The sequence below is a fragment of the Phenylobacterium sp. genome (assembly GCF_020253645.1).
In the GTDB taxonomy this organism is placed as follows: Bacteria; Pseudomonadota; Alphaproteobacteria; order Caulobacterales; family Caulobacteraceae; genus Phenylobacterium.
Map to the genome: position 1 here is coordinate 13,704 of NZ_JADCBG010000021.1, position 22,991 is coordinate 36,694.

Genomic DNA, 22,991 nt, shown 5'->3' on the forward strand with positions numbered 1-22,991 from the left:
CCTTTCGCCGGGTTGACGGGGTCTGGCAAGAGAAAACTCCCGCCGCTCTGCTCCGGCGATGATCAGTTCCCGGTTTCCGCCTCCGGCGCCTCGTCCTCGCCGCCCCCCGGATCGGCAAGCCGTTCGACCGAGACAACGCGCTCCTCTTCGGTGGTCCGGAAGATGATGACGCCCTGACTGTTGCGACCGACAACCCGGATCTGCGCGACCGGCGTCCGGATCAGCTGGCCCTGATCGGTCACCAGCAGAATCTCGTCATGCTCCTCCACCGGGAAGGAGGCGGCCAGCCTGCCGCCCCGGCGGGACAGATCCTGGGCCAGGAGACCCTGCCCGCCCCGGCCGGTGCGACGGAATTCATAGGCTGAGGACCGCTTGCCGAAGCCTTCTGTCGAGACGGTGAGGATCTGCTCTTCCGCCGCACCGAGCTCGGCGATGCGCTCCGGACTGATGGGGGCAAGGCCTGTGACCGCCTCGTCCTCGGGGTCCTCGTCGACGACCTGGACCTCCTCGCCTTCCCCGGTCTCGCCGGAGGCGGCGCGGCGCATGGCGTTGGCGTGGCGGATGTAGGCGGCACGCTCCTCGGCCGAGGCCGGGACGGTGCGCAGGATCGCCATGGAAATGACCTCGTCGCCCTCGGCGAGCCGGATGCCCCGCACGCCGGTGGAGTCGCGGCCCGCAAAGACACGGACGTCGTCCACGGCGAAACGGATGCATCGACCCAGGGCCGTGGTCAGGAGAATGTCGTTCTCCTCCGCCCGGCAGAGCGCGACGCCGACGATGGAGTCGCCCTCGTCCAGCTTCATGGCGATCTTGCCGTTGCGGTTGATCTGCGCGAAGTCGGACAGCCGGTTACGCCTCACATGGCCGGATCGCGTCGCGAACATGACGTCGAACCCGGCCCACTCCGCCTCGTCCTCCGGCAGGGCGACGATGGAGGTCATGGTCTCGCCCGGCTCGATCGGGAAGAGATTGACGAAGGCCTTGCCACGCGCCGTGGGCGCACCGACGGGAAGCCGCCAGACCTTGAGCCTGTAGACCTTGCCCCCGGAGGAGAAGAACAGCATCGGCGTATGGGTCGAAGCCGAGAAGACCCGGGTGACGGCGTCCTCGTCCTTGGTCGCCATGCCCGAACGACCCCGCCCGCCCCGGTGCTGGGTGCGGTAGGTGACCAGGGGTGTCCGCTTGACGTAACCGCCATGGGTGACCGTGATCACCATCTCCTCGCGGGCGATCAGGTCCTCATCCTCGAGATCGCCGCCGCCATCGACAATCTGCGTGCGACGGGGAATGGCGAAGTCTGTCTTCACCTGAACCAGTTCGTCCCGGACGATGCTCATGAGCAGGTCCCGGGACTCCAGTATGGCGAGAAGGCGGGAAATCCCCCCCGTCAGTTCGCCCGCCTCCTCGAAGATCTCATCCCGGCCAAGCCCGGTCAGGCGAGAGAGGGTCAGGGCCAGGATGGCCCGGGCCTGGTCATCCGTCAGACGGATCTGGTTTTCGTCCACCACCAGGGTGCGCGGGTCGGCGATGAGCTCGACCAGGGGCAACATGTCGCCCGCCGGCCAGTCGCGGGCGACGAGACGCTCGCGGGCCTCCGCAGGATCCTTGGAGGACCGGATGATCTGGATGAAGTCGTCGATATTGGCCACGGCGATGGCGAGGCCGACGAGAACGTGGCCCCGGTCCCGGGAGCGGGACAGCTCATGCCGCGTACGGCGCACGACGACCTCCTCGCGGAAGTCGACGAAGGCCCGGAGCATCTCGCGCAGGCCCATCAGCTCCGGCCGGCCCCGGTTGAGGGCCAGCATGTTGACGCCGAAGGAGGTTTGCAGGGGCGTAAAGCGATAGAGCTGGTTCAGCACAACTTCGGCCGAGGCATCGCGCTTGAGCTCGACGACGACGCGCATGCCCTGGCGGTCGGATTCGTCCCGAAGGTCGGCAATCCCCTCGATCCGCTTCTCGCGGACCAGCTCGGCGATCCGCTCGACCAGGACCGCCTTGTTCACCTGGTAGGGAATGGCGGTGATGATGATGGCCTCGCGTTCCTTGCGGACCTGCTCGATGGCGGCCGTCCCTCGCATGACCACAGACCCCCGGCCGGTCATCAGGGCGGTTCGGGACGCCGAGCGCCCCATGATCTCGCCGCCGGTCGGGAAGTCCGGCCCCGGGACGATGTCGAGGAGTTCATCGAGGGGAATGTCCGGCCGTTCCACAAGGGCGAGGGCGGCGTCGATGATCTCGCCAAGGTTGTGCGGCGGGATGTTGGTCGCCATGCCCACGGCGATTCCCCCGGCCCCGTTGACCAGGAGGTTCGGGATCCGCGACGGCAGGACTACGGGCTCCTTCTCCTTGCCGTCGTAATTGTCCTTGAAGTCGACGGTGTCGAGGTCGAGATCGGCGAGAAGGGCGGTGGCCGCCTTGGTCATCCGGCACTCGGTGTAGCGCATCTGGGCGGGCGGATCGCCGTCCACCGAACCGAAGTTGCCCTGGCCGTCGACCAGAAGGAGCCCCATCGAGAAGGGCTGAGCCATGCGCACCAGAGCGTCATAGACGGACTGGTCGCCATGGGGGTGCAGGCGCGCCAGGACGTCGCCGACCACACGGGCCGACTTGGAGTAGGGCCGATCCGGGCTCATGCCCAGGTCATTCATGGAGAACAGAATCCGGCGGTGAACCGGCTTCAGGCCGTCACGGACGTCCGGAAGGGCGCGGCTGACGATCACGCTCATCGCGTAGTCGAGATAGGAGCGACGAAGCTCGTCCTCGATCGTGATCGGCGCCACGCCGGAGGCGCGTCCATCCTCGGACGGGGGGGAACCGGTGGTGCTCAACGGGGGGACTGGCCCTTAGAATCAGGCAGGAAATCGCCTGAATTTCTTTACCATTTCTGGGAAGGAGGGCCAACCGGGGCCCCGTGATCGGCATCCCGTCGAGGATGCATACCGGTCCCTCCCCTGACGCCCGCGCAGGCCGGACTTCGCCCGGCCCCAACGCCCTCGCCGGCTGGGCCTAGAAGGGAATCTCGTCGTCGAGGTCCGCCGAGAAATCCTCCTGCGGGCCGCCCGACTTGGACCGCGGACCCGACTGGAAGCCGCCGCCATAGTCTCCGCCGCCATCCCGGCCGCCGCCATCGTCGCCCCGGCCGTCCAGCATTGTCAGCTCACCCCGGAACTTTTGCAGGACGACCTCGGTCGAGAACTTCTCCTGCCCGGACTGGTCCGTCCATTTCCGGGTCTGGAGGGAGCCTTCAATGTAAACCTTCGAGCCCTTGCGCAGATAGTTCTCGGCCACCTTGACGAGGTTCTCATTGAAGATGACGACCCGGTGCCACTCCGTCTTTTCCTTGCGCTCGCCGGTCGAACGGTCCCGCCAGGTCTCCGAAGTCGCGACCCGGAGGTTGGCCACCCGGTCGCCGGAACCCAGGCTCCTGACCTCAGGATCCGCCCCGAGATTCCCGACCAGAATGACCTTGTTGACGCTGCCCGCCATGTGACTCTCCTCAGCTTCCGTAGATGCGGGTCTGGACCCTGGCGGACGCTAGCCGAGAGAGATGGCTTTCGCAATGCAAATGTTCACGTCCTGTTCTCGTTCACCCGCTTCGTCCACAGGGGAATCTAGGGCCTGGGCGGCATGGGCATGGCGCCGGGAACCACCAGCCGTCCGTCTCCGGAGCGGACCAGCGCGAGGAACTGGTTTCCTTCCCAGGAGGTGGAGGTGTAGATGCCCGCTGGCACAAGGAAGAGGAAGCTTCCCTGGTAGGCGCCTGCGATGTCCCTCTGATTGCCGCCCATACTCAGGAACCGCACCCTCATGGCTTCGAGCGCGGCGGCGCAGCTCTCCAGATCGGGCTGCAGCGACGGCAGGCGGTTGTACTTCAGGCCGTCAGAAGTGGGCTGGACATGGTAGCAGACCCCCGGATCGCCGGGGGGCTCGATACTCTGGGCGCAGGCCGACAGGGCCAACCCGGCGACAAGAGCCGGCAGGGTCCAGTTCAGCTTGCGGCGCGGCGTTCGCATGGGGTGGACTGTACAGCCGCGAGGCATGCAGCGCGAGCCCGCTTTTCGGTCAGCCCCCGCCGGCCGGGGCGAAGCTGCAGTTGGGGCTCTGCTCGAGGAGCGGCCTGAAGGTCCTGTTGTCATTTGAGACCTCCACTCGGCTGGTTACGAGGCGAAGTGTCTGGACGCCCCAGCGCCCGTAGGAGGCCGAGCCGGCGGGCTCGCACCGCCCGTCAAAGAGCGCCTTGACGCAGGCCAGCTGGGACATCTCTCCCGGGAGGCGTCGCCAGTCCGCGCCGGTGTGCCGCCAGCATGCCGCCGCCGCCGCCGAAGCGGAGGCGGGCGCCGCCTTGGGTTCGGCGGAGCCTGCAGGACTGAGAACCTCGACGGGCGCAGGCGCATCCCCGGAGGGCAAGGGGGACAGGGCCCCGGATCCGGCGCCCATGGCCCCTGTGGAATCGATCCCCACATCGAGGGCCCCGGACGCAACGCCATTCAGGCGGGCGCAGGCCTCCAGGGTGAGTTCCCCGACGAGCTGACCGTCGACGTAACACCGCAGGCGCGCGCCAGGCGCCAGACGCGCGTCACCGCGGGGACCCGCCTCGACCACGAGGCCGCCTTCGGAGGCGGGAGGCGGGCCGCTTCCCGGACGACCCAGAACAAGGAGCGCGACCGCCGAGGCCAGGCCAGCGGCCAGGGCGACGGCGGCGCCGATCAGGATGGGTCGACCGGATCGCGGTTCCTTCGACGGTTCCATGTCCCATCGCTAGAGGCTGGGGACATCGGATGCAAGGCGCGGTCAGCTGAAGCCCGTCAGCCTTGAAAGCGCCTCCTGGTAGTTGGCGATCTGCCTCCGCAGCTGCGTGGGGATGGTGGACTGGCCAGCAGCCTGAGCCGACTCCGCCCTCTTTACGGCTTCAGGCGTGGCGGCGTCCCTGAGGGTCCGGTAGGTCGAGCGGATCACATTGATGGCGCCTGCGAGTTCCGCCGCCGCATGGTTGATCTCGACTGTGTCCTGGAGGTTGATCTGGCGGTTCAGCTTCAGGCCGTAGACCGGCGAGCCCCCGTCGCCGGGAATGATTGCGCCGCCCCTTGCGATGTTCGTGTTACGGAGCACCCCCTCCGGCAGGCCCAGCCCTTGCAGGGCGTCCTTGCCCGGCGGCCCGGCGACAAGCTCGATCACATTCCGCTGGGTGGCGGGCTTGACCTGTAGCCGCCGGCCGCCGTCGACCGTCATGACCCGGACATCGGCCTGCGCGCCAAACGCCCGTTTCATGCGATCCGCGAGCGTCGTGAGGGTGTCGCCCTCCTGGACCGTGATGGTGGTCGTCGGCCCGTTCAGGCGCGCACGGATCTTGAGCTGGTCACCCGTACGAATGGAGCTGACCGCGTCGAGCCGGATGGAGTCCGCGGCGTTCAGCTGGCCGGTGGGCAGGCCAAGGCGGTCGAGCACGCTTGCGCCGCCCGTATCCACGGCGATGGCGGAAGGAGCTACATGGCCGTCCTTGCCGCTGAACCGGCGGGACCAGGGTGAATCGCCATTCGCGGGGTCGATTTCCGCGACGAAGCCGTCCACGGTTCCGATCTTGTTCAGGTCGGGGATCGCCGCCTTGCTGGTCCCGGTGATGAAGACGCGATCGTCCTTGATCGCAACGCCGGTGATGGCGTCCTCGCCCTCGCCGCCGAAATAGGTGACGCGATCCTGTCCCGTGGGCTGCAGGCTGGCGGAAAGACGGACGATGAAGCCGTCCTGACCGCCGGAGAAGGCCTTGGTCACATTCCCGGCGTTCAGGTCTCCCGCCCAGGTGTTGCCGGTCACGATCACGCGCCCGTTGGCCATCCCGAGCCCGGTGATGTCGCCGCCGCGGAGGCTTCCAAGGTTGCGGGTCTCCGCCAGAACCGGAGCGCCGCCGGAGAGGTCGAAACGCCGGATCACGGCGAACCCGCCCTCATTGCCGGCGAGGTAGAGATCGTTGCCGTTGACGAAGACCCCCTTCGCGGTATCACGCTCGGCGCCGCCGGTGACCGCCGAGGCCGTGTAGGTCACCTTGTTGTTGGCGTCCGTCGCATAGGTCTCGAGGAAGACGTCGGACTGGCCAAGTCCGTCCAGATTCCCCCGTCCGGTCGAGGTGTTGCCGGCGACGTACAGCTTGCCGTCCGCGCCCCAGGCGAGGTGGGTGGCCTCGTCGTCGCCCCGCGAGCCGCGCCTCTGTGTCCAGATCTCTTCGCCGGCAGCGTTGAAGACTGTGACAAAGCTGTCGGTCGTCGCCCCCCGGCTGTCATTGATCGCACCGGTTCCGGCCCCCTCGAGCGCGCCCTTGACCCTGCCGGCTATGGCGATACGCCCATCGCTGGCGACGGACATGGACATGCCGAAGGCCTCGTCGGAGGCCCCCAGGTCCCGGGAGAACAGCAGCTTTCCCGCCGAATCGAACTTCTGGAGCACGACGTCGCGATCGCCGCGGGTCTTCACGCCGCTCAACTCGCCCGTGACGTCCGCCAGCACGAGGACGGAGCCGTCGGCAAGAGTCTCCATCGACCGGACGGATGTCAGGGCCGGATCAATCGTCCGGGACCAGACCTGCCCGGCCGCCAGGCTTTCGGAAGAGTTCAGGACATTGGGAGGCGTCAGGTTCTCGGTCCCGGTCTGGAACTTGAGAAGCTGGTTGGTCAGGACGCCGTCCTTGGTCGCCGGCTTGCCGTCGGGATCCGGATTTCCCGCCTTCTGCGCGAGGTAGATCGCCGGGACTGTCGTCGCGGGGGTCAGGGTCACGGCCTCGGCGGTATCGAGCTTGAGGTTCAGAGCCCAGGTATCCGGCGTCTTGCCCAGGGAGATCGTCCTGCCCCCGACGGTCGTCGAGCGCTCCTGGCCAGGTATCCTGCGGGTCTCGAACCGGGTCGTCAGCCCCTCTTCCTGGAGCTTGGCGTTCACGAAGTTGACGAAGTTCGGAAGTGTCCGCTCGGACTCCGGGACAGTGGAATAGTCGATCTCGATATCCTTGGTCACGCCGATCCGGGTGATGGACATGTTGAACTTCACGACGCCCTTCAGGGCCTCGCTGACGCCTGCCGAGTTTGTGGCGACCAGCGGCGGCGTCTGGTAGGCGCTTGAAGCCGGACGCCCGGCGGAGGACGCCCGGACCGAGCCGTTGACCTCCCCGAGGGCAAGCCGCAACCGCTCGAAGCGCGTCTTCTCGACATAGTCCACGAGCTCGTCGACGCCGCGACGGAACGCTGTCTGCAACTGTGCGGTGCTGGCGGCCGAGGTCGGCTTCGCCTTGGCGTTCTCCACCAGCTGGGAAAGGGTGTTCAGGCCGTTATAGAGGGCGAAGAGTTTCCTGTAGTCGCTGCTGGCGTTCGGCAAGTCGAGCTTGGCGGCGTCCTCGTCAATGACCTTGGCGCCGCTGATGACATCCTTAGCCGCCTTGGAGAGAAGTTCGGCATCGTTGGCGGGGTTACGCTGGGCGGTGATCGACCAGGGCGCGGTGGGCGCATAGAGCCTGCGCGTCAGGGGCGAACCGCCCGCGATTCCGGCCGAGTTTGAACCTAGAAGGTCAGCAGACAGCCCAGACGGCTGCGCAAAACCCCCGCGCGACCCCTGCGCCGAGGACAGCAGGAGAGACAGATTCGACAAAGAGACGTTGCGCATGGGGATCTCGACAACGGCAGTCCTTCGACCAGAGCCGCCAGCAAGATTCATGCTAGGCTGAAAGGATTAACGTCTCCTCAAGCCGTCAGTTCCTGAAGAGGGAGAGAATAATCTGCGGGGACTGGTTGGCGATCGACAGCGCCTGAGCGCCGAGCTGTTGCTGGACGTTCAGGGCCTGCAGCCGCGCGCTCTCCCTCGCGAGATCGGCGTCAACAAGGTTGCCGACACCCGCCTCGACGGAATCGCTCAGCTTGCCGACAAAGGTGTTGTGGTTCTCGAGTTGCTTGACCTGGGCCCCCATCTCCGCGAGGGCCAGGCTCACATTTTCGATGGAAGCGTTGAGGCGGCTGAGCGAGGTCCGCGCATTTGTCAGAGTCAAGATCGACGCGGCCGCCGACAAGGTGATGATCGACTGACCGAGTCGCATGTCCTGGTTGGAAATCGTGATGGTGCTCGAACCGTTGGCGTCCGCGAGGAAGCCCATGCCTCCAGGAAGAGAGTTATCCAGAAGCTTGGCGCCATCGAAGGCGGAGTCCCGGACCACCTGGGTTATCTGCTTCAGGAGTTGGGTGAAGTCGGCATTGAGGGCCTGTCGGGAAATCGAGGTCAGCGACTGGTCCTGCGCCGCGACGACCTTCTCCTTCATTTGGACGAGAAGTTCCGAGATGGATTTCCCGGCCGTCAAGGCGGTCTCGCCGATCGACTGGGCCCGGTCCAACCCCATCTTGACAGCGGCGAGCCCTCCGAGGTCCGCCCGTTGATCCTGGGCGATGGCCCAGATGGCAGAGTTATCCTTGGCGCTGGAGATGCGCAGACCGGTGCCGATTTTGCTCTGGGTGTCCTGGAGGCTCCCGGTGGTCGAGTTCAAATTCTGCAAGGCGATCATCGCCGCCTTGTTGGTTTGTATCGACAGCGACATCGCGCTCTCCTTGGCAATTGAGCCACTCCGGCGGCGACACAGAGTCGCGAAGCCAGACACCTTCTAGATGCCTGAGTATCGCTGAATCATGGTTTTTAAAAGGTTAATGCAGAAACGCCGAGAACCGCTGCCGGCGACCCGGAGCGGAATAAGAGCGGAGACGGCGGCGTGAACTGAGTCAGGCCGTCGTGCTGATGATCACCCCTGCCGAATAGGTTTCCTGGCTGCGCATCCTCAGGACTTCCTCCATCGGATACTGCCAGACCACCTCACCCGTTCTCCGGTCTATCGTCTTGTAGACGTAAGACCCCTCTGACGGCTCGATGACGAGACGCAGGTCCGAGTCGGGCGACGGCTGGAATTTCGGGATCGAGGCCTCCTGTCCGGTCTCCTTGCGTTCAGCCGCCTGCTGCGGGGGCTGACCAGCCGGGAGCTCCTGGGGCGGAGGAATCGGATTGATCTTGTTTTCCATGGCCCTTGTCTCCGATGTACCTGAGGCATCGGAAAGACGACGGTCTCCGGGACAACGCCAGGCGCCATCCCGGAGCCGCCGCCCGCCGCCGAGGCGACGGGCGGCCCGTCAGTTATCGGAAGAGACTCAGCAGGTTTCCGGGACCCTGGTTGGCGATCGACAGCGCCTGGAAGCCCAACTGCTCCTTGGTCTGGAGAGCCTGAAGCTTTGCGCTTTCCTTCGCCAGGTCCGCGTCCACGATATTGCCGACACCGGCCTCGATCGCATCCTGCAGCTTGTTCACGAAGTTCAGGTGCGTGTTGAGCGCCTTGGAACCCGTGCCCAGCTTCGCGAGGGCGAGAGAGACGTTCTCGATCGAAGCGTTCACCAGAGAGAGAGCGTTCTTTGCATTGGTGACCGTATTGACCTCGGTGCTCGTGGTCACCGTCACGTTTGAACCGCTCAGGTTGAGCCTCTGGGCTTGCACCGTGATCAGATTCGACCCGGTTTCATCGGCCAGGGCGGTGACGTTCGCGGCGGAGGCACTGATCAGACTGGCGCCATTGAACTTGGTGTTTTTAGTGGCGTTGGTGATCTGATTCCGAAGCGACTGGAAGTCTGCGTTCATCGCCGCCCGTGATGTCGAGCTGAGCTGGGCGTCTGAAGCGGCGAGCGCTTTTTCCTTCATCTGGCTGAGAAGATCAGAGATCGTCTCGCCAGCGGCGATGGAAACGTCCGCAACCGACTGGCCCCGCTGGAGGGACTCGCGGACCGCGTTCAGGGCGCTGCCCGTGGCGCGTTCGTTGTTCGCAATGGCGAAAATGGCGCCGTTGTCTTTCGCCGACGAAACCTTCAAGCCGGTGGCGATAGCGGTTCGGCTCATCTGGAGTTGTTCCTGAGTACGGCTCAGGTTCTGCGTCGCGAGCATTGCCGCGACATTGGTATTGATGCTTGCAGTCATTCTGCTGGCCTCTTTTTCTCGATGTCCAGCCGCTCATTCTGAGGGCGGGGAGCGTTTTGCTCCGATTACAGAGTTGCAAGCTTCGGGCCAGCGGGCAGAAACTACCCAATCTGACTAACTAATGGAAAAATATGAATTTATTTCCTGTTCATCATGTCTTGATCGGCAGAAATTGCCGCTCATGAGGCAAGTTTTGCCGGGCCCGCCAGGCAATTCTCGCCCGGCGTGCAGCAAAAGGGGGGACCAGGCGAGCCCCTTAAGACTCGCCTGGCCCTGCGTCCTAGCGGAACAGGTTGATCAGCTGACTCGGCCCCTGGTTTGCGATCGAGAGCGCCTGGAAGCCCAACTGCTCCTTGGTCTGGAGAGCCTGCAAACGGGCGCTCTCCTTCGCGAGATCCGCGTCAACAATGTTTCCAATTCCGGCGTCGACGGCGTCCTGAAGCTTGCCCACAAAGGTCAGATGCGTCGCCAGAGCCCGCGACCCCGTTCCCAGCTTGGCCAGGGCGAGGGAGACGTTCTCGATCGAATCGTTCACCAGGGAGAGCGCGGCCTTGGCGTTGGTGACGGTATTGATCTGCGTCGTACTCGTCACTGTCACGTTGGAGCCGCTGAGGGCCAGGACCTGGGCCTGCACTGTGAGCAGACTGGTTCCGGTCTCATCCGCCAACGCGGCCACATCGGCGGCCCCTGCCTTGATCAGGTTCGCGCCGTTGAAGTTGGCGTTGTTGACGGCCTTGGTGATCTGGTCCCGGAGCGCAATGAAATCGGAGTTCATCGCGGCCCGTGAGCTTGAATTCAGTTGCGCGTCCGCCGACGCGAGTGCCTTCTCCTTCATCTGAAGCAGAAGATCAGAAACGATTTCAGCGGCGGCGCTCGAGACATCCACCGTGGACTGACTGCGCTGCAGAGACTCCCTCACCGCATCAAGCGCGCGTGAGGTGCCCCGCTGGTTCGTCGCAATGGCGAAGATCGCGCCATTGTCCTTGGCGTTGGCTACCTTCTGTCCGGTTGCAATCCGCTGCTCGGCGATCCTCAGTTCTGCTTGTGACGCATTAAGTCTCTGGAGCGCGTACATAGCGCCCACGTTCGTGTTGATGGATTGAACACCCATGTCGTACCTTCCATTCTGGTCGGGGATTTCGTCCGGCGTTTTGCGGACGCGCGATTCTTCGCCTCCAGCGGGTCGCAAGGACCGCGCCATGAGCGAGATCGTCCCCTCTTACCAAAGGGATTGATAAGGTTGGATTTTCTGACCGAGGCATGGTCCAGAGCACGGCGCCTTGGACGCCGCCCGGCAGTTTCCGCCGGGCTCTTCCTGCCGCCCTAACGGGCTTCGCTGGCGAGCAGGTTGTCGAAGTACGCGATCGTCCGCGTCAGTCCCTCGTCGAGCTCGATCGTGGGTTTCCAGTCGAGCAGCCGGCCCGCGAGACTGATGTCCGGCCTCCGCTGGCGGGGATCATCGGACGGGAGGGGTCGATGGACAAGCTTTGACGCTGATCCTGTCAGGGCGATGACCCTTTCGGCCAGGGCGCGGATCGTGAACTCGCCGGGGTTGCCGAGATTGACCGGTCCGGTGACGTCGTCCGGCGTATCCATCAGCCGGAGAATCCCTTCGACCAGGTCGTCGACAAAACAGAATGACCGGGTCTGGAGGCCCTCGCCATACAGCGTGATTTCCTCCCCCTTCAGGGCCTGGACAATGAAGTTCGAGACAACCCGTCCGTCGTTGGGATGCATCCTCGGGCCATAGGTATTGAAGATCCGGGCAACCTTGATCTTCAGACCATGCTGGCGGTGATAGTCGAAGAACAGGGTCTCCGCACAGCGCTTGCCCTCGTCATAACAGGATCGGACTCCGATCGGATTGACGTTTCCCCAGTAGTCCTCCGTCTGGGGATGAATGGCGGGATCACCGTAGACCTCGCTGGTGGAGGCCTGGAAAATGCGGGCGCGCCGGCGTTTGGCGAGGCCGAGCATGTTGATGGCCCCGTGCACGGATGTCTTGGTCGTCTGGACCGGATCGAACTGGTAGTGCACCGGCGAGGCCGGACAGGCGAGATTGTAGATCTCGTCGATCTCCGCAAAAAGCGGGAAGGTCACATCGTGCCGCATGAGCTCGAACGCCGGGTTTCCCAGCAGGTGGGCCACGTTGCGACGGGCCCCTGTGTAGAAGTTGTCGACACAGAGGACCTCGTGCCCCGCATCGATGAGGCGCTCGCACAGGTGCGAACCGATGAATCCGGCGCCGCCGGTGACCAGGATACGTTTCATGTGTTTCGCCAACTCCGCGCTCAGGCAGGGAATCAGGCCGCAGTCTCATTCCGTGCGCTGAGACCCTGCATGATCATGCGGTTGACGTCGATCAGGTCCTGAATGTCTTCCCGACCGCGAATGACCTCGCTGGTGTATTTCCCGACCCAGATGGAGAGGGAGACGATCCCCGCCCTGAGCTCCTTGGGAAGCTGGTTGCCTTCGCTCCCGCAGTCGATGGCGAGCACCGACCAGAGACGGCGATTCCAGTCGAGGGCGGGCGCCCTCCCGACAACGTCCGAGGGGTCCAGGCGCGAAGCCTCCACGAGGGCGAGCGTCACCTGCGAAAACAGGCGGAACTCGGCATCCCTCGGGGTTTCAGCCCTCGTCGCCGCCTGCTGATACGCCCGCAGGGACATTCCCCAACCTCACATCTTCGTATTCAATAAGCTTCCGACAGGAGAGAAGCGCTTTGTAATAGTCGCGCTGGAGACAGCAACGTGAAATCGTCACGCACTCCGCGAGAATCGCAGGATTCCTCACTGCTCCCATGAATTCGCTCAACCTCCGCACGAATTCATCATAGTACTTCTGGGCGTCTGCAGGCTCAAGGTACATGAGCATGACCTGGAAGTATATCCGACGCGACGGTGTATTGGCCTGATCGGGCTGGAGAATGTCCTTTTCCCGGAGGACAGAGGCCTTGTTCTGGAGGATCAGAACACCACGGCGATCGCCGTTCTGGATCACCGCACCATTCAGGACCAGCTTTTCGCCCGGCTTCAGAGAGAGCTTGAGTGGCAAGACCTGGTTCCCGGGACGCGCGTGGAAGTCGCATTCGAACTTCGGACCTCATAATCGAAGAGGAGTTAACGATGTCCTTATCCCCCGAGTTTATGGTTAGCGTCGCATTAACCCTTCCGGCTTCAGGAAGGCGAAGCCTCTCCAGCAGGATCGAGCCATGACGGACGCCGTTTCGCCCCTCCCGGCGCCAGACACCCCCGGTGCATCCAAGGGTCTGATGGGTTCCAGCACATCGCAGGGCGCGCTCCGGGTGCTGAAGCAGGAATTGGCCCTGCAGCGGGATGCGCGGATCTCCGGGTTGCTGGCGCGGGCGGTGGCCGAGATCCGGGCCCATCGGCCTGACGGCGCCGCGGACCTCGCACTTCAGGCCTTGCAGACCGACGAACGATCCGGGCTCGCATGGCATGTGCTGGCCATCGCCCAGGAGGGACGTGGCGACTACGTGAATTCGCTCCGCTGCTATGAGGCGGCGCTGGCCCTGCTGCCCGCGGATTCCGACGTGCCTCTCAACCTGGGAAGACTGGCCTTTCGCATGGGCATGTACAACACGGCGGAAAAGCTTTTCGGTCACTTCCTGGCGCAGCGACCGGACCATGCGGAAGGGGTGAACAACCAGGCCCTCTCCGTCAGTGCGCAGGACCGTACGGACGAGGCGATCCGGATGCTTCAGGACTTCCTCGGGCGAAATCCGACCCACGCCAACATCTGGAACAGTCTGGCTGGAATGGTCGCCGAAACCGGGGATCTGGCGTCGGCGGAAGTCTTTTACCGCGAAGCCCTTCGCCTTGATCCCCGGACGCCGAGAATTCGGTACAACCTGGGCTCGATGTGGATCGATATCGGCCGGATCGCCGAGGGGCTTGGAGAGATCGAGACCGCCCTGAAGCGTCCGATGGCCGCTGACGAGAAGGCCATGATGACCATGGCTCGCGGCCTGGCCCAACTCGCCCTGGGCCGGCTTTCCGAGGGGTGGCGCAACTACGCGGCCCGGCACGACATCCACCTGAAGGATGCCACCTACTTCGCCCTCGACGGCGCCCGCTGGACGCCGGGAAGCACCCTGGGCGGCAAATCACTCCTGCTGGTCGGCGAGCAGGGCCTGGGTGACGAAGTGCTTTTTGCCGGCATTGTCCCGGACGCGCTCGAAGACCTTGGTCCCGGAGGCCAGCTGACCATGGCCGTCGAAAAGCGGCTGGCGCCCCTCTTCGCCAGGAGCTTTCCATCGGTGCGGGTGGAGGCCCACAGGACGGTCGCCACCGCGGGCCGCACCGTCCGGGCCGTCCCGGCGCTTCAGACGTCCGGCGCGACCTTCGATCTCTGGTCGCCCATCGCTTCGCTGCTGCAGGACTATCGACCCAATGTCGAGGCCTTCCCCCAAAGGACGGGCTATCTCCGCCCCGACCCGGAGCGCGTCGCCCACTGGCGGGACGCCCTGGCTTCGACGCCCGAGGGCCCCAAGGTCGGTCTTCTCTGGAAGAGCGCAGTCCTCACCCGCGGGCGGAGTCGCCTGTTCTCGTCGTTCGAGGCCTGGGAGCCCGTGCTTCGGACGCCCGGTGTCGTGTTTGTGAACCTGCAGTACGGCGATTGCGAGGCTGAGCTCCGGATGGCGCAGGAGCGCTTCGGGGTCGAAATCTGGACTCCGCCAGGGATCAATCTTCGCGAAGACCTGGATGATGTCACAGCGCTCTCCGCCGCCCTGGACCTCGTGATCGGATTCTCCAACGCCAGCTTCAACCTGGCCGCCGCCGCGGGAACTCCCGCCTGGCTGATCGCCAGCAAGGGCACATGGACGGCGCTCGGTACGGATCGCTATCCCTGGTACCCTCAGGTCCGCCTGCACCGGCCGGAGACCTACTCGGACTGGGACCCGGTCCTGCAGACCATCGCGGACAACCTGGCTCGGGAGTTCGGCGGAGCGGCAAGGCGGCCCGAGGCCCCGGAAGAGGCCTCGTCGTGACGCGAGCCTGCCCATGACCCCCGGCGAGACTCCTCCCCAGGCCCCGCCCCAGCCGGAGATCCCGGCCTTGGAGGCGACCCTCCAGGACTCCGCACTCAGCGACGTCGGTCGTGAAGACGGTTCCGCCGGGAACAAACCGGACTCGCTTGTGTCACAGGCCCGTCAGGCGCTCGGGGAACGCAGGCTTGAGGCGGCTGCACAGTTGTGCCACGCCGCACTCGAGATCGACGAGACCCACGCACTGGCCTGGCATGTGCTCGCCGTCGTCCATGAGGTCAGGAAGGACTTTCCGACCGCCCTGTCGTGTTACCAGGCCGCGCTGAAACTGCTTCCCGATGATCCACGGATCGTCCTCAACCTGAGCCGTCTGGCCATGACCATGGGCATGAGCGAGGTGGCGGAAAAGCTGATCCGAAAACTTCTGATCTCCGATCCGGAGAATCCCGAGGCGATCAACAAGCTCGCGATCGCCCTGAGCGCCCAGGACCGGCGCACTGAGGCCATAACCCTGCTCCGCGACTTCCTGGAGCGACAGAACGGTCATCCGAAACTCCTGAACAACCTTGGCAGTCTGGTCGCGGACTCCGGGGATCTGGAGACCGCCAACATCCTGTTCAGCGAAGCCTTGCGCCTCTCGCCCGACCTCGTCGCAGCGGCCTACAATCTCGGCGACAATCTCCTGGTCCGGGGTCGGACCGCGGAAGCCCTCCGTCGGATCGAGGCGGCGGTGGCGGCTGGCCCACCGCCTGAGGATCGACCGGCGATGGTCTTTGCGAGGGGGCTTGCGAACCTCGCGCTGGGCGACCTTGAGGCCGGGTGGCGCGACTACGAGGCGCGGAACGATCCCAACTGGCCGGGACATATCCGCAATCTGCGGGACGAACCGCTCTGGAGGCCTGGAGAGTCCCTTCAGGGTCGTCGTCTCCTGGTCCTCGGGGAGCAGGGATTGGGGGACGAGGTCCTCTTCGCCAGCCTGATTCCAGACGTCATCGAGCGGGTGGGGCCAGAGGGAAGCGTCATCCTGGCTGTCGAACCCCGATTGGTCAGCCTGATGGCCAGGACCTTTCCGACAGTCCGCGTTATGCCCCATTGCGCCGGGGATCTTGGCGGTCACAGGGTCCGGATCGTACCCGGCTTGCCAAAAGGCGAGTGTGACCACTGGACCCCGATCGCATCGCTTCTTCAGACCTTGCGGCCGGATGTTCGCGCCTTCGCAGGACGGGGCGGCTATCTGAAGGCGGACCCCGGGCGCGTCGACCATTGGCGTAACGTCCTGGCGCAGGCGCCACCCGGGCTGCGGATCGGACTCCTCTGGAAGAGCGCCTCGCAATCCAGAGGACGGGCTCGCAGCTTCGCGGAGTTCGACGCCTGGGCGCCGGTGCTCAGGACGCGCGGAGCCACATTCGTGAACCTGCAGTACGGAGACTGCGCCCCGGAGATCCGGATCGCACAGGAAAGGTTCGGGGCCCGTATCTGGACCCCGCCGGGCATCGACCTGATGCAGGATCTGGACGAGGTGACCGCCCTGGCGAGCGCCCTCGACCTTACCGTCGCATTCGCCAACGCCACCTTCAATCTCGCAGCGGCGACAGGTGCGCCGGCCTGGCTGATCGCCTCGAAGGGCGCCTGGACCACCCTCGGGACCCGCGCGTATCCCTGGTATCCGCAGGTGCGCCTCTACCAGCCCGGCGCCTACGCGGACTGGGCCCCTGTCCTGGCCCGGGTGGCGAAGGACCTCAAGGCGGTCCTCGGAGCCAGGACCTGATGGGGCGTGCGGCCGGGAGCCCGCTGGACGACGCCCTCAAGGCCCTCGACGAGGGGCGCCTGCAGGACGCCGTCCGGTCTGCGCGACGAACGGCCGAAATGGACCCGACATCGCTCACCGCCCTCAGGGTCCTCGCCATGGCCCAAGAGCGGCTGGGCGAGGTGACGGACGCCCTGGCGACCTACGAAAACGCCCTGCGGCTGGCGCCCGACGATCCCGATCTCCTGAACGGCCTCGGCCGGCTGGCTCTAGAACTGGATCTGGCGCCAGTCGCCGCAGGCATGGCGCGCCAGTCCCTGGCGGCGCGGCCCGGAGACCCTGAGGCGGTGTGCCTGCTCGGCCGCGCCCTCGCCCTGGAGGGACGGGTTCAGGAGGCCATCAGATGTCTTGCGGACCATCTGGGAGCCTATCCCGAGCAGGCCGGCGTCTGGAATGCGCTGGGCGTGCTGATGTCCGACACCGGCGATCCGGTCATGGCGGAAACCGCCTTTGCAGAGGCAATACGGCTGAACCCGGAGCTTGTCCCGGCCCGGTTCAACCAGGCGAACCTGCTGGTGACCCTTGGGGAAACCCGGCGCGCCCTCGACGCCCTGCTTGAGATACCGGAGACGAACCTGAACGCGCGGGAACGGGCGACCCTGCGATTCTCTAGGGCCTGCGCCCGGTTGCAAATGGGGGATCTTCCCGGCGGATGGCGTGACTACGAAGCCCGGAACGATCCGGGCCTTTCGGGGGCGGCTGACTTCGAAGCCCCGGGCAGGCGCTGGCGGCCCGGAGATCCGCTAGATGAACTTGACCTGCTGCTTTTCGGTGAGCAGGGCCTTGGAGATGAGGTCCTGTTCGCCAGCCTGCTCCCAGACCTGCTGAAGCGGACCGACCGGCCGGCCAGGATTCACTTCGCAGTGGAACCGCGGCTTGTCTCCCTGTTCCAGCGCTCCTTCCCGGAGGTGTCGGTCATAGCGCATTCGACGGTGGGAACAGGAGGACGCAAGATCCGGCGGATACCGGCGTCGCACAACGCCACTCGCGTCTCGGCCTGGACGCCGATCGGCGATCTGCTCCCTGTCCTTCGACCGGACATCACCGCCTTTCCCGGACACAATGGGTTTCTCATCGCAGATCCCCAGCGGGTGCTGGAGTGGCGTGACTGGCTGACACGCGCCCCCGGGGGATTGCGTGTCGGGCTTCTGTGGAAGAGCGGGCTCCTGGCGGGGGCCCGGGGCCTCTCCTTCGCAGGCTTCGAGTCCTGGGCGCCGGTGCTGCAGGCGCCCGGCGTCACCTTCGTCAATCTCCAGTACGGGGATTGCGCGGAGGAAATCGCTTTTGCCCGGGATCACCTCGGAGTGGAGATTCTCACGCCGCCGGGGCTGGACCTGAAGGAGGATCTCGAGGGCGTGGCGGCTTTGTCCTGCGCACTGGACCTGGTCATCGGGGTCGCCAACGCCAGCTTCAACCTCGCCGGGGCCTGCGGCGGGAGGACCTGGCTGGTCAGTGGTCCCGACGCATGGACCGTTCTGGGGAGCGGACGCTATCCCTGGTACCCTCAGGTCCGACTGTTTCCTTCCGCCCGTCTCGGTGACTGGGCGGACATCCTCGCCACCGTCGGCCGCGCGCTCGCCGCGGAAGCGGGGCCCTGAACCCGCCCGGCGGCGGCGGCGGCGAGCAGGGATTGAGGCGGGACAGGCCGGGGATGAAGCGGCTTGAATGTCTCCGGCCAGTCTTTAGTGTGCCAGAGGGTTTGAAACATCAGTTCAGGCGACCGCCCCCTGGGCCGGCGCATTTCGGGGACACCATATGAGCCAGCGTTTTGAAGGCACAGACAATTACGTCGCCACCGACGATCTCAAGGTGGCCGTCAACGCCGCCATCGCCCTCGAGCGTCCCCTATTGATCAAGGGCGAGCCGGGGACCGGCAAGACCGTACTGGCCTACGAGGTGGCCCGGGCCCTCGACGCCGAACTGATCACCTGGCACATCAAGTCCACGACAAAGGCCCACCAGGGCCTCTACGAGTATGACGCCGTCACGCGACTTAGGGACAGCCAGCTCGGTGACGAGCGGGTGAAGGACGTCCGCAACTACATCAAGAAGGGCAAGCTCTGGGAGGCCTTCACCGCCCCGAAGCGACCTGTCCTCCTGATCGACGAGATCGACAAGGCCGACATCGAGTTCCCGAACGACCTCCTCCAGGAGCTCGACCGGATGGAGTTCTACGTCTACGAAACCAACGAGACGATCCGTGCGGAAATCCGGCCGGTGGTGATCATCACCTCCAACAACGAGAAGGAGCTGCCCGACGCCTTCCTGCGTCGTTGCTTCTTCCACTACATCCGCTTCCCTGAAGCCGAGACGATGAACGACATCGTCGAGGTCCACTATCCGGGCATCAAGCAGAAGCTGGTCTCTGAGGCCCTGCGTATCTTCTACGACATGCGCAAGGTTCCGGGCCTGAAGAAGAAACCCTCCACCTCCGAGCTGCTCGACTGGCTGAAGCTCCTGATGGTCGAGGACATCAGCGACGAGATGCTGAAGGAGCGGGACCCGACCAAGCTGATCCCGCCCCTGCACGGCGCCCTCCTGAAGAACGAGCAGGACGTGCAGCTATTTGAGCGCCTCGCCTTCCTGGCCCGCCGGGAAAGTGGTCCGCCCCGCCCGGGCCAGTAGCAGCCAAACCGACGGGCGGAACGCCGCGGCAGGGCGGGTCAGACCTTCTGGACTTCGACGATCTTGTAGGTCAGAGGCTGGCCGTCCTCGTCCGTGACGGTGACGTACTCGCCCACCATAAAGCGGTGGTCGCCAAGCCTGTGAACGGGCTCGTCGTCGTCGCTGGACCCCTGATCATAGTCAAAGAACCAGTTCTGGCCGCGACGGGCCAGGCGTCCCATCACGGCGTCCTCGTCAGGCGCGAACCGGCGGACCGTGCACTCGGCGCGGGCCTTTGCGAAGGCCTCGCCGTCGAGACGCCCCTCCGGAGTCAGGGGAGCCGTCAGGGTGTAGCCACGACGGTCGTCACCGCCGAACTCAGAGCCAGGATTGCGGGCGAGCCGCATGACGATGCGCGACAGGGACATGCGCCAGAACCTCTAATGAGACAGGAAGAGTGAAGGAGCGTCGGCGGCCAGAAGGCTGCGGGTCGTTCCGCCGAAGATGAATTCCTGGAGCCGGGGATGCCCGAAGGCGCCGGCGACCAGCAAGTTGGCGCCCGCCCGGCGAACGGCGCCGAGCAGAAGCCCCGCCGCCTCGCCCTTGTCTCCCAGGACCTCGACCTCGGTCTGCACACCGCGAGCGGCGTAGTAGGCCTGGAGCCGGGCGGGATCGAAATGTCGCGAGGTGGCGCGCGGGGCTGCAAGCAGGATGACCCGTGAGGCCCTCTCGAGCATGGGCAGGGCCAGACGGGCGGCCCGGCTGGCCTCCTTGCCGCCATCCCAGGCGACCGCCACCACGCCGCCGACCTCGAACCCGTCGCGAGCGATGAGCACCGGTCTCTGCTCGTCGGCGACGATCTGCTGGAAACACTCGGCCAAGGGGCCGCGTCCCCGCGCCGGATCGTCGCTGAAGACCACCAGGTCGGAGAGTCGGGCCTCCGCCGACAGGGAAGCCCAGACGGGGCTCTGCAGGGCGATGAAGGTCTTTTTGCCGTAGACACAGGCCTCATAGGATGCGCGGGAACGGGCCTCTCCCGTCGCTGCGGCCTGTCTCAGGGTCTCGATCGCCGTGGTCTGGACACCGCCCATGTAACCTTCGCCCAGCCAGGGCATGATGTCGGCCACATCGGCTGGGGCGAAAACCGCCGACAGTTCCGCACCGAAGGGCTCAGCGGCCCTGACAGCCGCTGATAGGACGGCCGCGTCGCCATCGGCTCCGGCCAGCGGCGCCATGACCCTCGCCCAGCTCATTCGCGTGCTCCTCGGTTCCTGTGGACCCTAAGCTATCAGACTGCGCACCGACATTGATCTTTCTCAAGCCCCGGTGCACCTGTCGGGGATGCCCTGCACCGGAGATCAGCATTGAAGCGCGCCGCTGCAAGCCCTCCACGGGCCTGGCAACGCATGCTTTCAGGCCGAAGGCTGGACCTTCTCGATCCCTCCCCGCTGGACATCGAGATCGAGGACATCGCCCATGGTCTCGCCCGCGTGGCCCGGTGGAATGGGCAGACCGTCGGCGAACACGCCTTCTCTGTGGCTCAGCACTCGCTGGTCGTGGAAGAGATCTGCATTCACCTGCAGCCGGACCTCGACCCGAGATGGCGTCTGGCGGCGCTGCTGCACGACGCTTCGGAGTACGTGATCGGGGACATGATAAGCCCCTTCAAGGCGGCTTTGGGATACGACTACAAGGCCTTCGAACACCGGCTTGAGCAGGCGATCCACATTCGCTTCGGCCTTCCGGCCCGGACTCCCGCCGAAGTCCGCAAGCTGATCAAGACTGCCGATCGCGCCTGCGCCTTCTTCGAGGCTGTGCAACTGGCGGGCTTTGGTCACGACGAGTCCGTCTCCCTCTTCGGACGACCGCCCGCAAGGTTTGAGATCGAGATTGAGCCGCTCGCGCCGGGACCCGCGCAGAGGCGTTACGTCGAGCGGTTCCATCTCTTGTCCGAAGCGGCGGGGTTCGCCTCCGCCGCCACCTCCCGACAGGGGGGCTAGCGCCGTGTCGCAGCGCATCGTCATCGGACTCTCGGCCGTGGTCGCCGCCGTCGCCGACGGCGAAGCGCGGGTGCTGACGGTGCGGACTCCTGGGCAGCCCGCCGCCCTGCCCTTCGGCCCCTTCGATCCGGAGGCGGGCAGGACATTCGAGATCGCGCTCAGGACCTTCGTCTCCGCTCAGACCGGCTTCAATCCGGGCTATGTCGAACAGCTCTATACCTTTGGCGACAAGGGGCGGGATGCTCCCCTGGCCGCGGTCGACGGGGCTCAGGCGGCGCGGGTCATCTCGGTGGGCTATCTGGGCCTGACCGCGAGGGCCGACACCGTCGCCCAGGCCGGCGCCACCTGGTCGGCCATCACCGGCTTCTTCCCCTGGGAGAACTGGCGGGACGGCCGGCCAGCCGCGCTGGCCGGGATTGAGGCGGCCCTCCGAAACTGGGCTGGGGCCAGCGCCGCGCGACTTTCCCGCGTGCGGCTTCTCTTCGCCCTCGATGAGGCGCCCTGGAATGACGAAAGGGTGCTGGAGCGCTATGAGCTTCTTTACGAAGCGGGCCTGGCGCAGGAGGCGGCCCGGGATCGTGGCGAGACGCCGGACCCGGCCATCGCCCTGCTTGGGCCGGCTCTGGGCGAGCCCATGATCTCCGACCACAGGCGCATTCTCGCCACAGCTCTCTCCCGGCTGCGCGGGAAGCTCCGGTACCGGCCGGTCATCTTCGAGATGATGCCGGATGCCTTCACCCTGTCGGCTCTCCAGAAGGCTGTGGAGTTGGTCGCCGGGGTGCCCCTCCACAAGCAGAACTTCCGCAGGGCCCTCGAACGCTCAGGGCTTGTGGAAGGGCTCGGGCGCCTGGACCAGGAGACGGGCGGACGGCCGGCCGAGCTGTTCCGGTTCCGGCGGGAGAGCCTGGCATCCCGCTCCGCCCCTGGCCTCTCGCTCCCCCTGCTCCGGGACTAGAGACCGTCGCGCCGACGGACAAACGACCGGTCGGCAATAGATTCGCCTCTTGCATCGGTCCGACCCTCTTTGGCGGCGTGTCCTCAGAGAGTGGGGTCATCACGGGGCGCGGGGATAGGTTCCGTCTGAGGCGCTCTCCGGGAGGCGCAGGCCCTCTGGCTCCATGACGGCTGCCTGGCGTCCGGAGCTCAGGCCGGCGATCCGTCGGGCTTGGCCTCGCCGCCCGCATCCCCTAACGGTGGAGGGAACGGAGGAAACCCCCATGACCCGCGCACGCCAGGTGCATCTCGTCCGCCGCCCATCCGGCATGCCCGTTCCGGAGGACTTCGCCATCGTCGAAGCGCCGCTCCAGGACGCTGCGGAGGGGGAGATTCAGGTCGAGGGTCTGATTCTCTCGGTGGATCCCTATATGCGTCCGCGCCTCGACGCCGACCAAAGGCTGGGCGAGGCCATGGCCGGCGGCGGAATCGGGCGTGTGGTGCAGTCGCGTAACCCGAAGTTCCGGGAGGGCGACCTTGTCAGGCATGGCCAGGGCTTCTCCGAACGGTTCAATAGCGACGGCCGTGGCGTCCAGGTGCTCAGTCCGGACCCGGAGCTGCCCCTCAGCGTCTACATGCACGCCCTGGGCGGCACCGGGATCAC

General features: G+C 65.6%; 20 protein-coding genes and 1 pseudogene. 7 read left to right on the forward strand and 14 right to left on the reverse strand.

Annotated features, from left to right (window positions below; genetic code table 11):
• Positions 1-62 precede the first annotated feature (62 nt).
• The 12 genes from gyrA to flbT all read right to left on the reverse strand — a co-directional run bounded on the left by gyrA (position 63) and on the right by flbT (position 13,029).
• Positions 63-2,783 carry a DNA gyrase subunit A gene (gene gyrA / locus INE98_RS01385; RefSeq protein WP_293535980.1) on the reverse strand — a complete coding sequence of 907 codons (2,721 nt, stop codon included), beginning with the start codon at positions 2,781-2,783 and terminating at the stop codon, positions 63-65.
• Positions 2,784-3,009: 226 nt separating this feature from the next.
• Positions 3,010-3,489, reverse strand: coding sequence for a single-stranded DNA-binding protein (gene ssb, locus INE98_RS01390; protein ID WP_293535981.1), 480 nt, complete (start codon positions 3,487-3,489; stop codon positions 3,010-3,012).
• Positions 3,490-3,614: 125 nt separating this feature from the next.
• Positions 3,615-4,016, reverse strand: coding sequence for a hypothetical protein (locus INE98_RS01395; RefSeq protein WP_293535982.1), 402 nt, complete (start codon positions 4,014-4,016; stop codon positions 3,615-3,617).
• 49 nt (positions 4,017-4,065) lie between these two features.
• On the reverse strand, positions 4,066-4,752 hold the full coding sequence (locus INE98_RS01400) for a hypothetical protein (RefSeq protein ID WP_293535983.1): 687 nt from the start codon (positions 4,750-4,752) through the stop codon (positions 4,066-4,068).
• Between the two features lie 42 nt (positions 4,753-4,794).
• Positions 4,795-7,644, reverse strand: coding sequence for a hypothetical protein (locus tag INE98_RS01405; protein ID WP_293535984.1), 2,850 nt, complete (start codon positions 7,642-7,644; stop codon positions 4,795-4,797).
• An 85-nt stretch (positions 7,645-7,729) separates the two neighbouring features.
• Positions 7,730-8,563, reverse strand: coding sequence for a flagellin (locus INE98_RS01410; RefSeq protein WP_293535985.1), 834 nt, complete (start codon positions 8,561-8,563; stop codon positions 7,730-7,732).
• Between the two features lie 178 nt (positions 8,564-8,741).
• A complete protein-coding gene (locus INE98_RS01415; RefSeq protein WP_293535986.1) occupies positions 8,742-9,035 on the reverse strand; it encodes a flagellar protein FlaG in 294 nt (97 codons plus the stop codon).
• A gap of 112 nt (positions 9,036-9,147) precedes the next feature.
• Positions 9,148-9,975, reverse strand: coding sequence for a flagellin (locus tag INE98_RS01420; RefSeq protein ID WP_293535987.1), 828 nt, complete (start codon positions 9,973-9,975; stop codon positions 9,148-9,150).
• 280 nt (positions 9,976-10,255) lie between these two features.
• Positions 10,256-11,176 carry a flagellin gene (locus INE98_RS01425; protein ID WP_367120152.1) on the reverse strand — a complete coding sequence of 307 codons (921 nt, stop codon included), beginning with the start codon at positions 11,174-11,176 and terminating at the stop codon, positions 10,256-10,258.
• A 122-nt stretch (positions 11,177-11,298) separates the two neighbouring features.
• Positions 11,299-12,246, reverse strand: coding sequence for a UDP-glucuronic acid decarboxylase family protein (locus tag INE98_RS01430; protein WP_293535988.1), 948 nt, complete (start codon positions 12,244-12,246; stop codon positions 11,299-11,301).
• 32 nt (positions 12,247-12,278) lie between these two features.
• On the reverse strand, positions 12,279-12,644 hold the full coding sequence (flaF, locus tag INE98_RS01435) for a flagellar biosynthesis regulator FlaF (RefSeq protein ID WP_293535989.1): 366 nt from the start codon (positions 12,642-12,644) through the stop codon (positions 12,279-12,281).
• On the reverse strand, positions 12,604-13,029 hold the full coding sequence (gene flbT / locus INE98_RS01440) for a flagellar biosynthesis repressor FlbT (RefSeq protein WP_293535990.1): 426 nt from the start codon (positions 13,027-13,029) through the stop codon (positions 12,604-12,606). Before flbT ends, flaF begins: the two co-directional genes overlap by 41 nt.
• A 157-nt stretch (positions 13,030-13,186) precedes the next feature.
• On the opposite strand from flbT, the gene INE98_RS01445 reads away from it, so the two are divergent.
• From INE98_RS01445 to INE98_RS01460, 4 genes are all read left to right on the forward strand, one after another.
• Positions 13,187-14,986: a lipopolysaccharide assembly protein LapB gene (locus INE98_RS01445; protein WP_293535991.1), complete on the forward strand. Its 1,800-nt coding sequence runs from the start codon at positions 13,187-13,189 to the stop codon at positions 14,984-14,986.
• Between the two features lie 13 nt (positions 14,987-14,999).
• On the forward strand, positions 15,000-16,751 hold the full coding sequence (locus INE98_RS01450) for a tetratricopeptide repeat protein (RefSeq protein WP_293535992.1): 1,752 nt from the start codon (positions 15,000-15,002) through the stop codon (positions 16,749-16,751).
• Entirely contained in the window at positions 16,751-18,388 is a 1,638-nt protein-coding gene (locus tag INE98_RS01455) for a tetratricopeptide repeat protein (RefSeq protein ID WP_293535993.1), read from the forward strand. The genes INE98_RS01450 and INE98_RS01455 overlap by 1 nt, the downstream gene beginning before the upstream one ends.
• A 157-nt stretch (positions 18,389-18,545) precedes the next feature.
• Positions 18,546-19,415: a MoxR family ATPase gene (locus tag INE98_RS01460; RefSeq protein WP_293535994.1), complete on the forward strand. Its 870-nt coding sequence runs from the start codon at positions 18,546-18,548 to the stop codon at positions 19,413-19,415.
• Positions 19,416-19,453: 38 nt separating this feature from the next.
• Here the strand turns inward: INE98_RS01460 and INE98_RS01465 are convergent, their stop codons facing one another.
• Together INE98_RS01465 and INE98_RS01470 are read right to left on the reverse strand one after the other, a co-directional pair.
• Positions 19,454-19,822 carry a hypothetical protein gene (locus INE98_RS01465; protein WP_293535995.1) on the reverse strand — a complete coding sequence of 123 codons (369 nt, stop codon included), beginning with the start codon at positions 19,820-19,822 and terminating at the stop codon, positions 19,454-19,456.
• 12 nt (positions 19,823-19,834) lie between these two features.
• Entirely contained in the window at positions 19,835-20,647 is an 813-nt protein-coding gene (locus INE98_RS01470) for a universal stress protein (protein ID WP_293535996.1), read from the reverse strand.
• Between the two features lie 153 nt (positions 20,648-20,800).
• Between INE98_RS01470 and INE98_RS01475 the strand changes: the two genes are divergently transcribed.
• From INE98_RS01475 to INE98_RS01485, 3 genes and pseudogenes are all read left to right on the forward strand, one after another.
• The gene (locus INE98_RS01475) at positions 20,801-21,394 is read left to right on the forward strand and encodes an HD family hydrolase (RefSeq protein ID WP_293536000.1); all 594 of its coding nucleotides are present in this window, start codon (positions 20,801-20,803) and stop codon (positions 21,392-21,394) included.
• A gap of 4 nt (positions 21,395-21,398) precedes the next feature.
• The gene (locus tag INE98_RS01480; protein WP_293535997.1) at positions 21,399-22,349 is read left to right on the forward strand and encodes an NAD regulator; all 951 of its coding nucleotides are present in this window, start codon (positions 21,399-21,401) and stop codon (positions 22,347-22,349) included.
• 262 nt (positions 22,350-22,611) lie between these two features.
• Positions 22,612-22,991, forward strand: a pseudogene (locus INE98_RS01485) (NADP-dependent oxidoreductase); the annotation flags it as partial.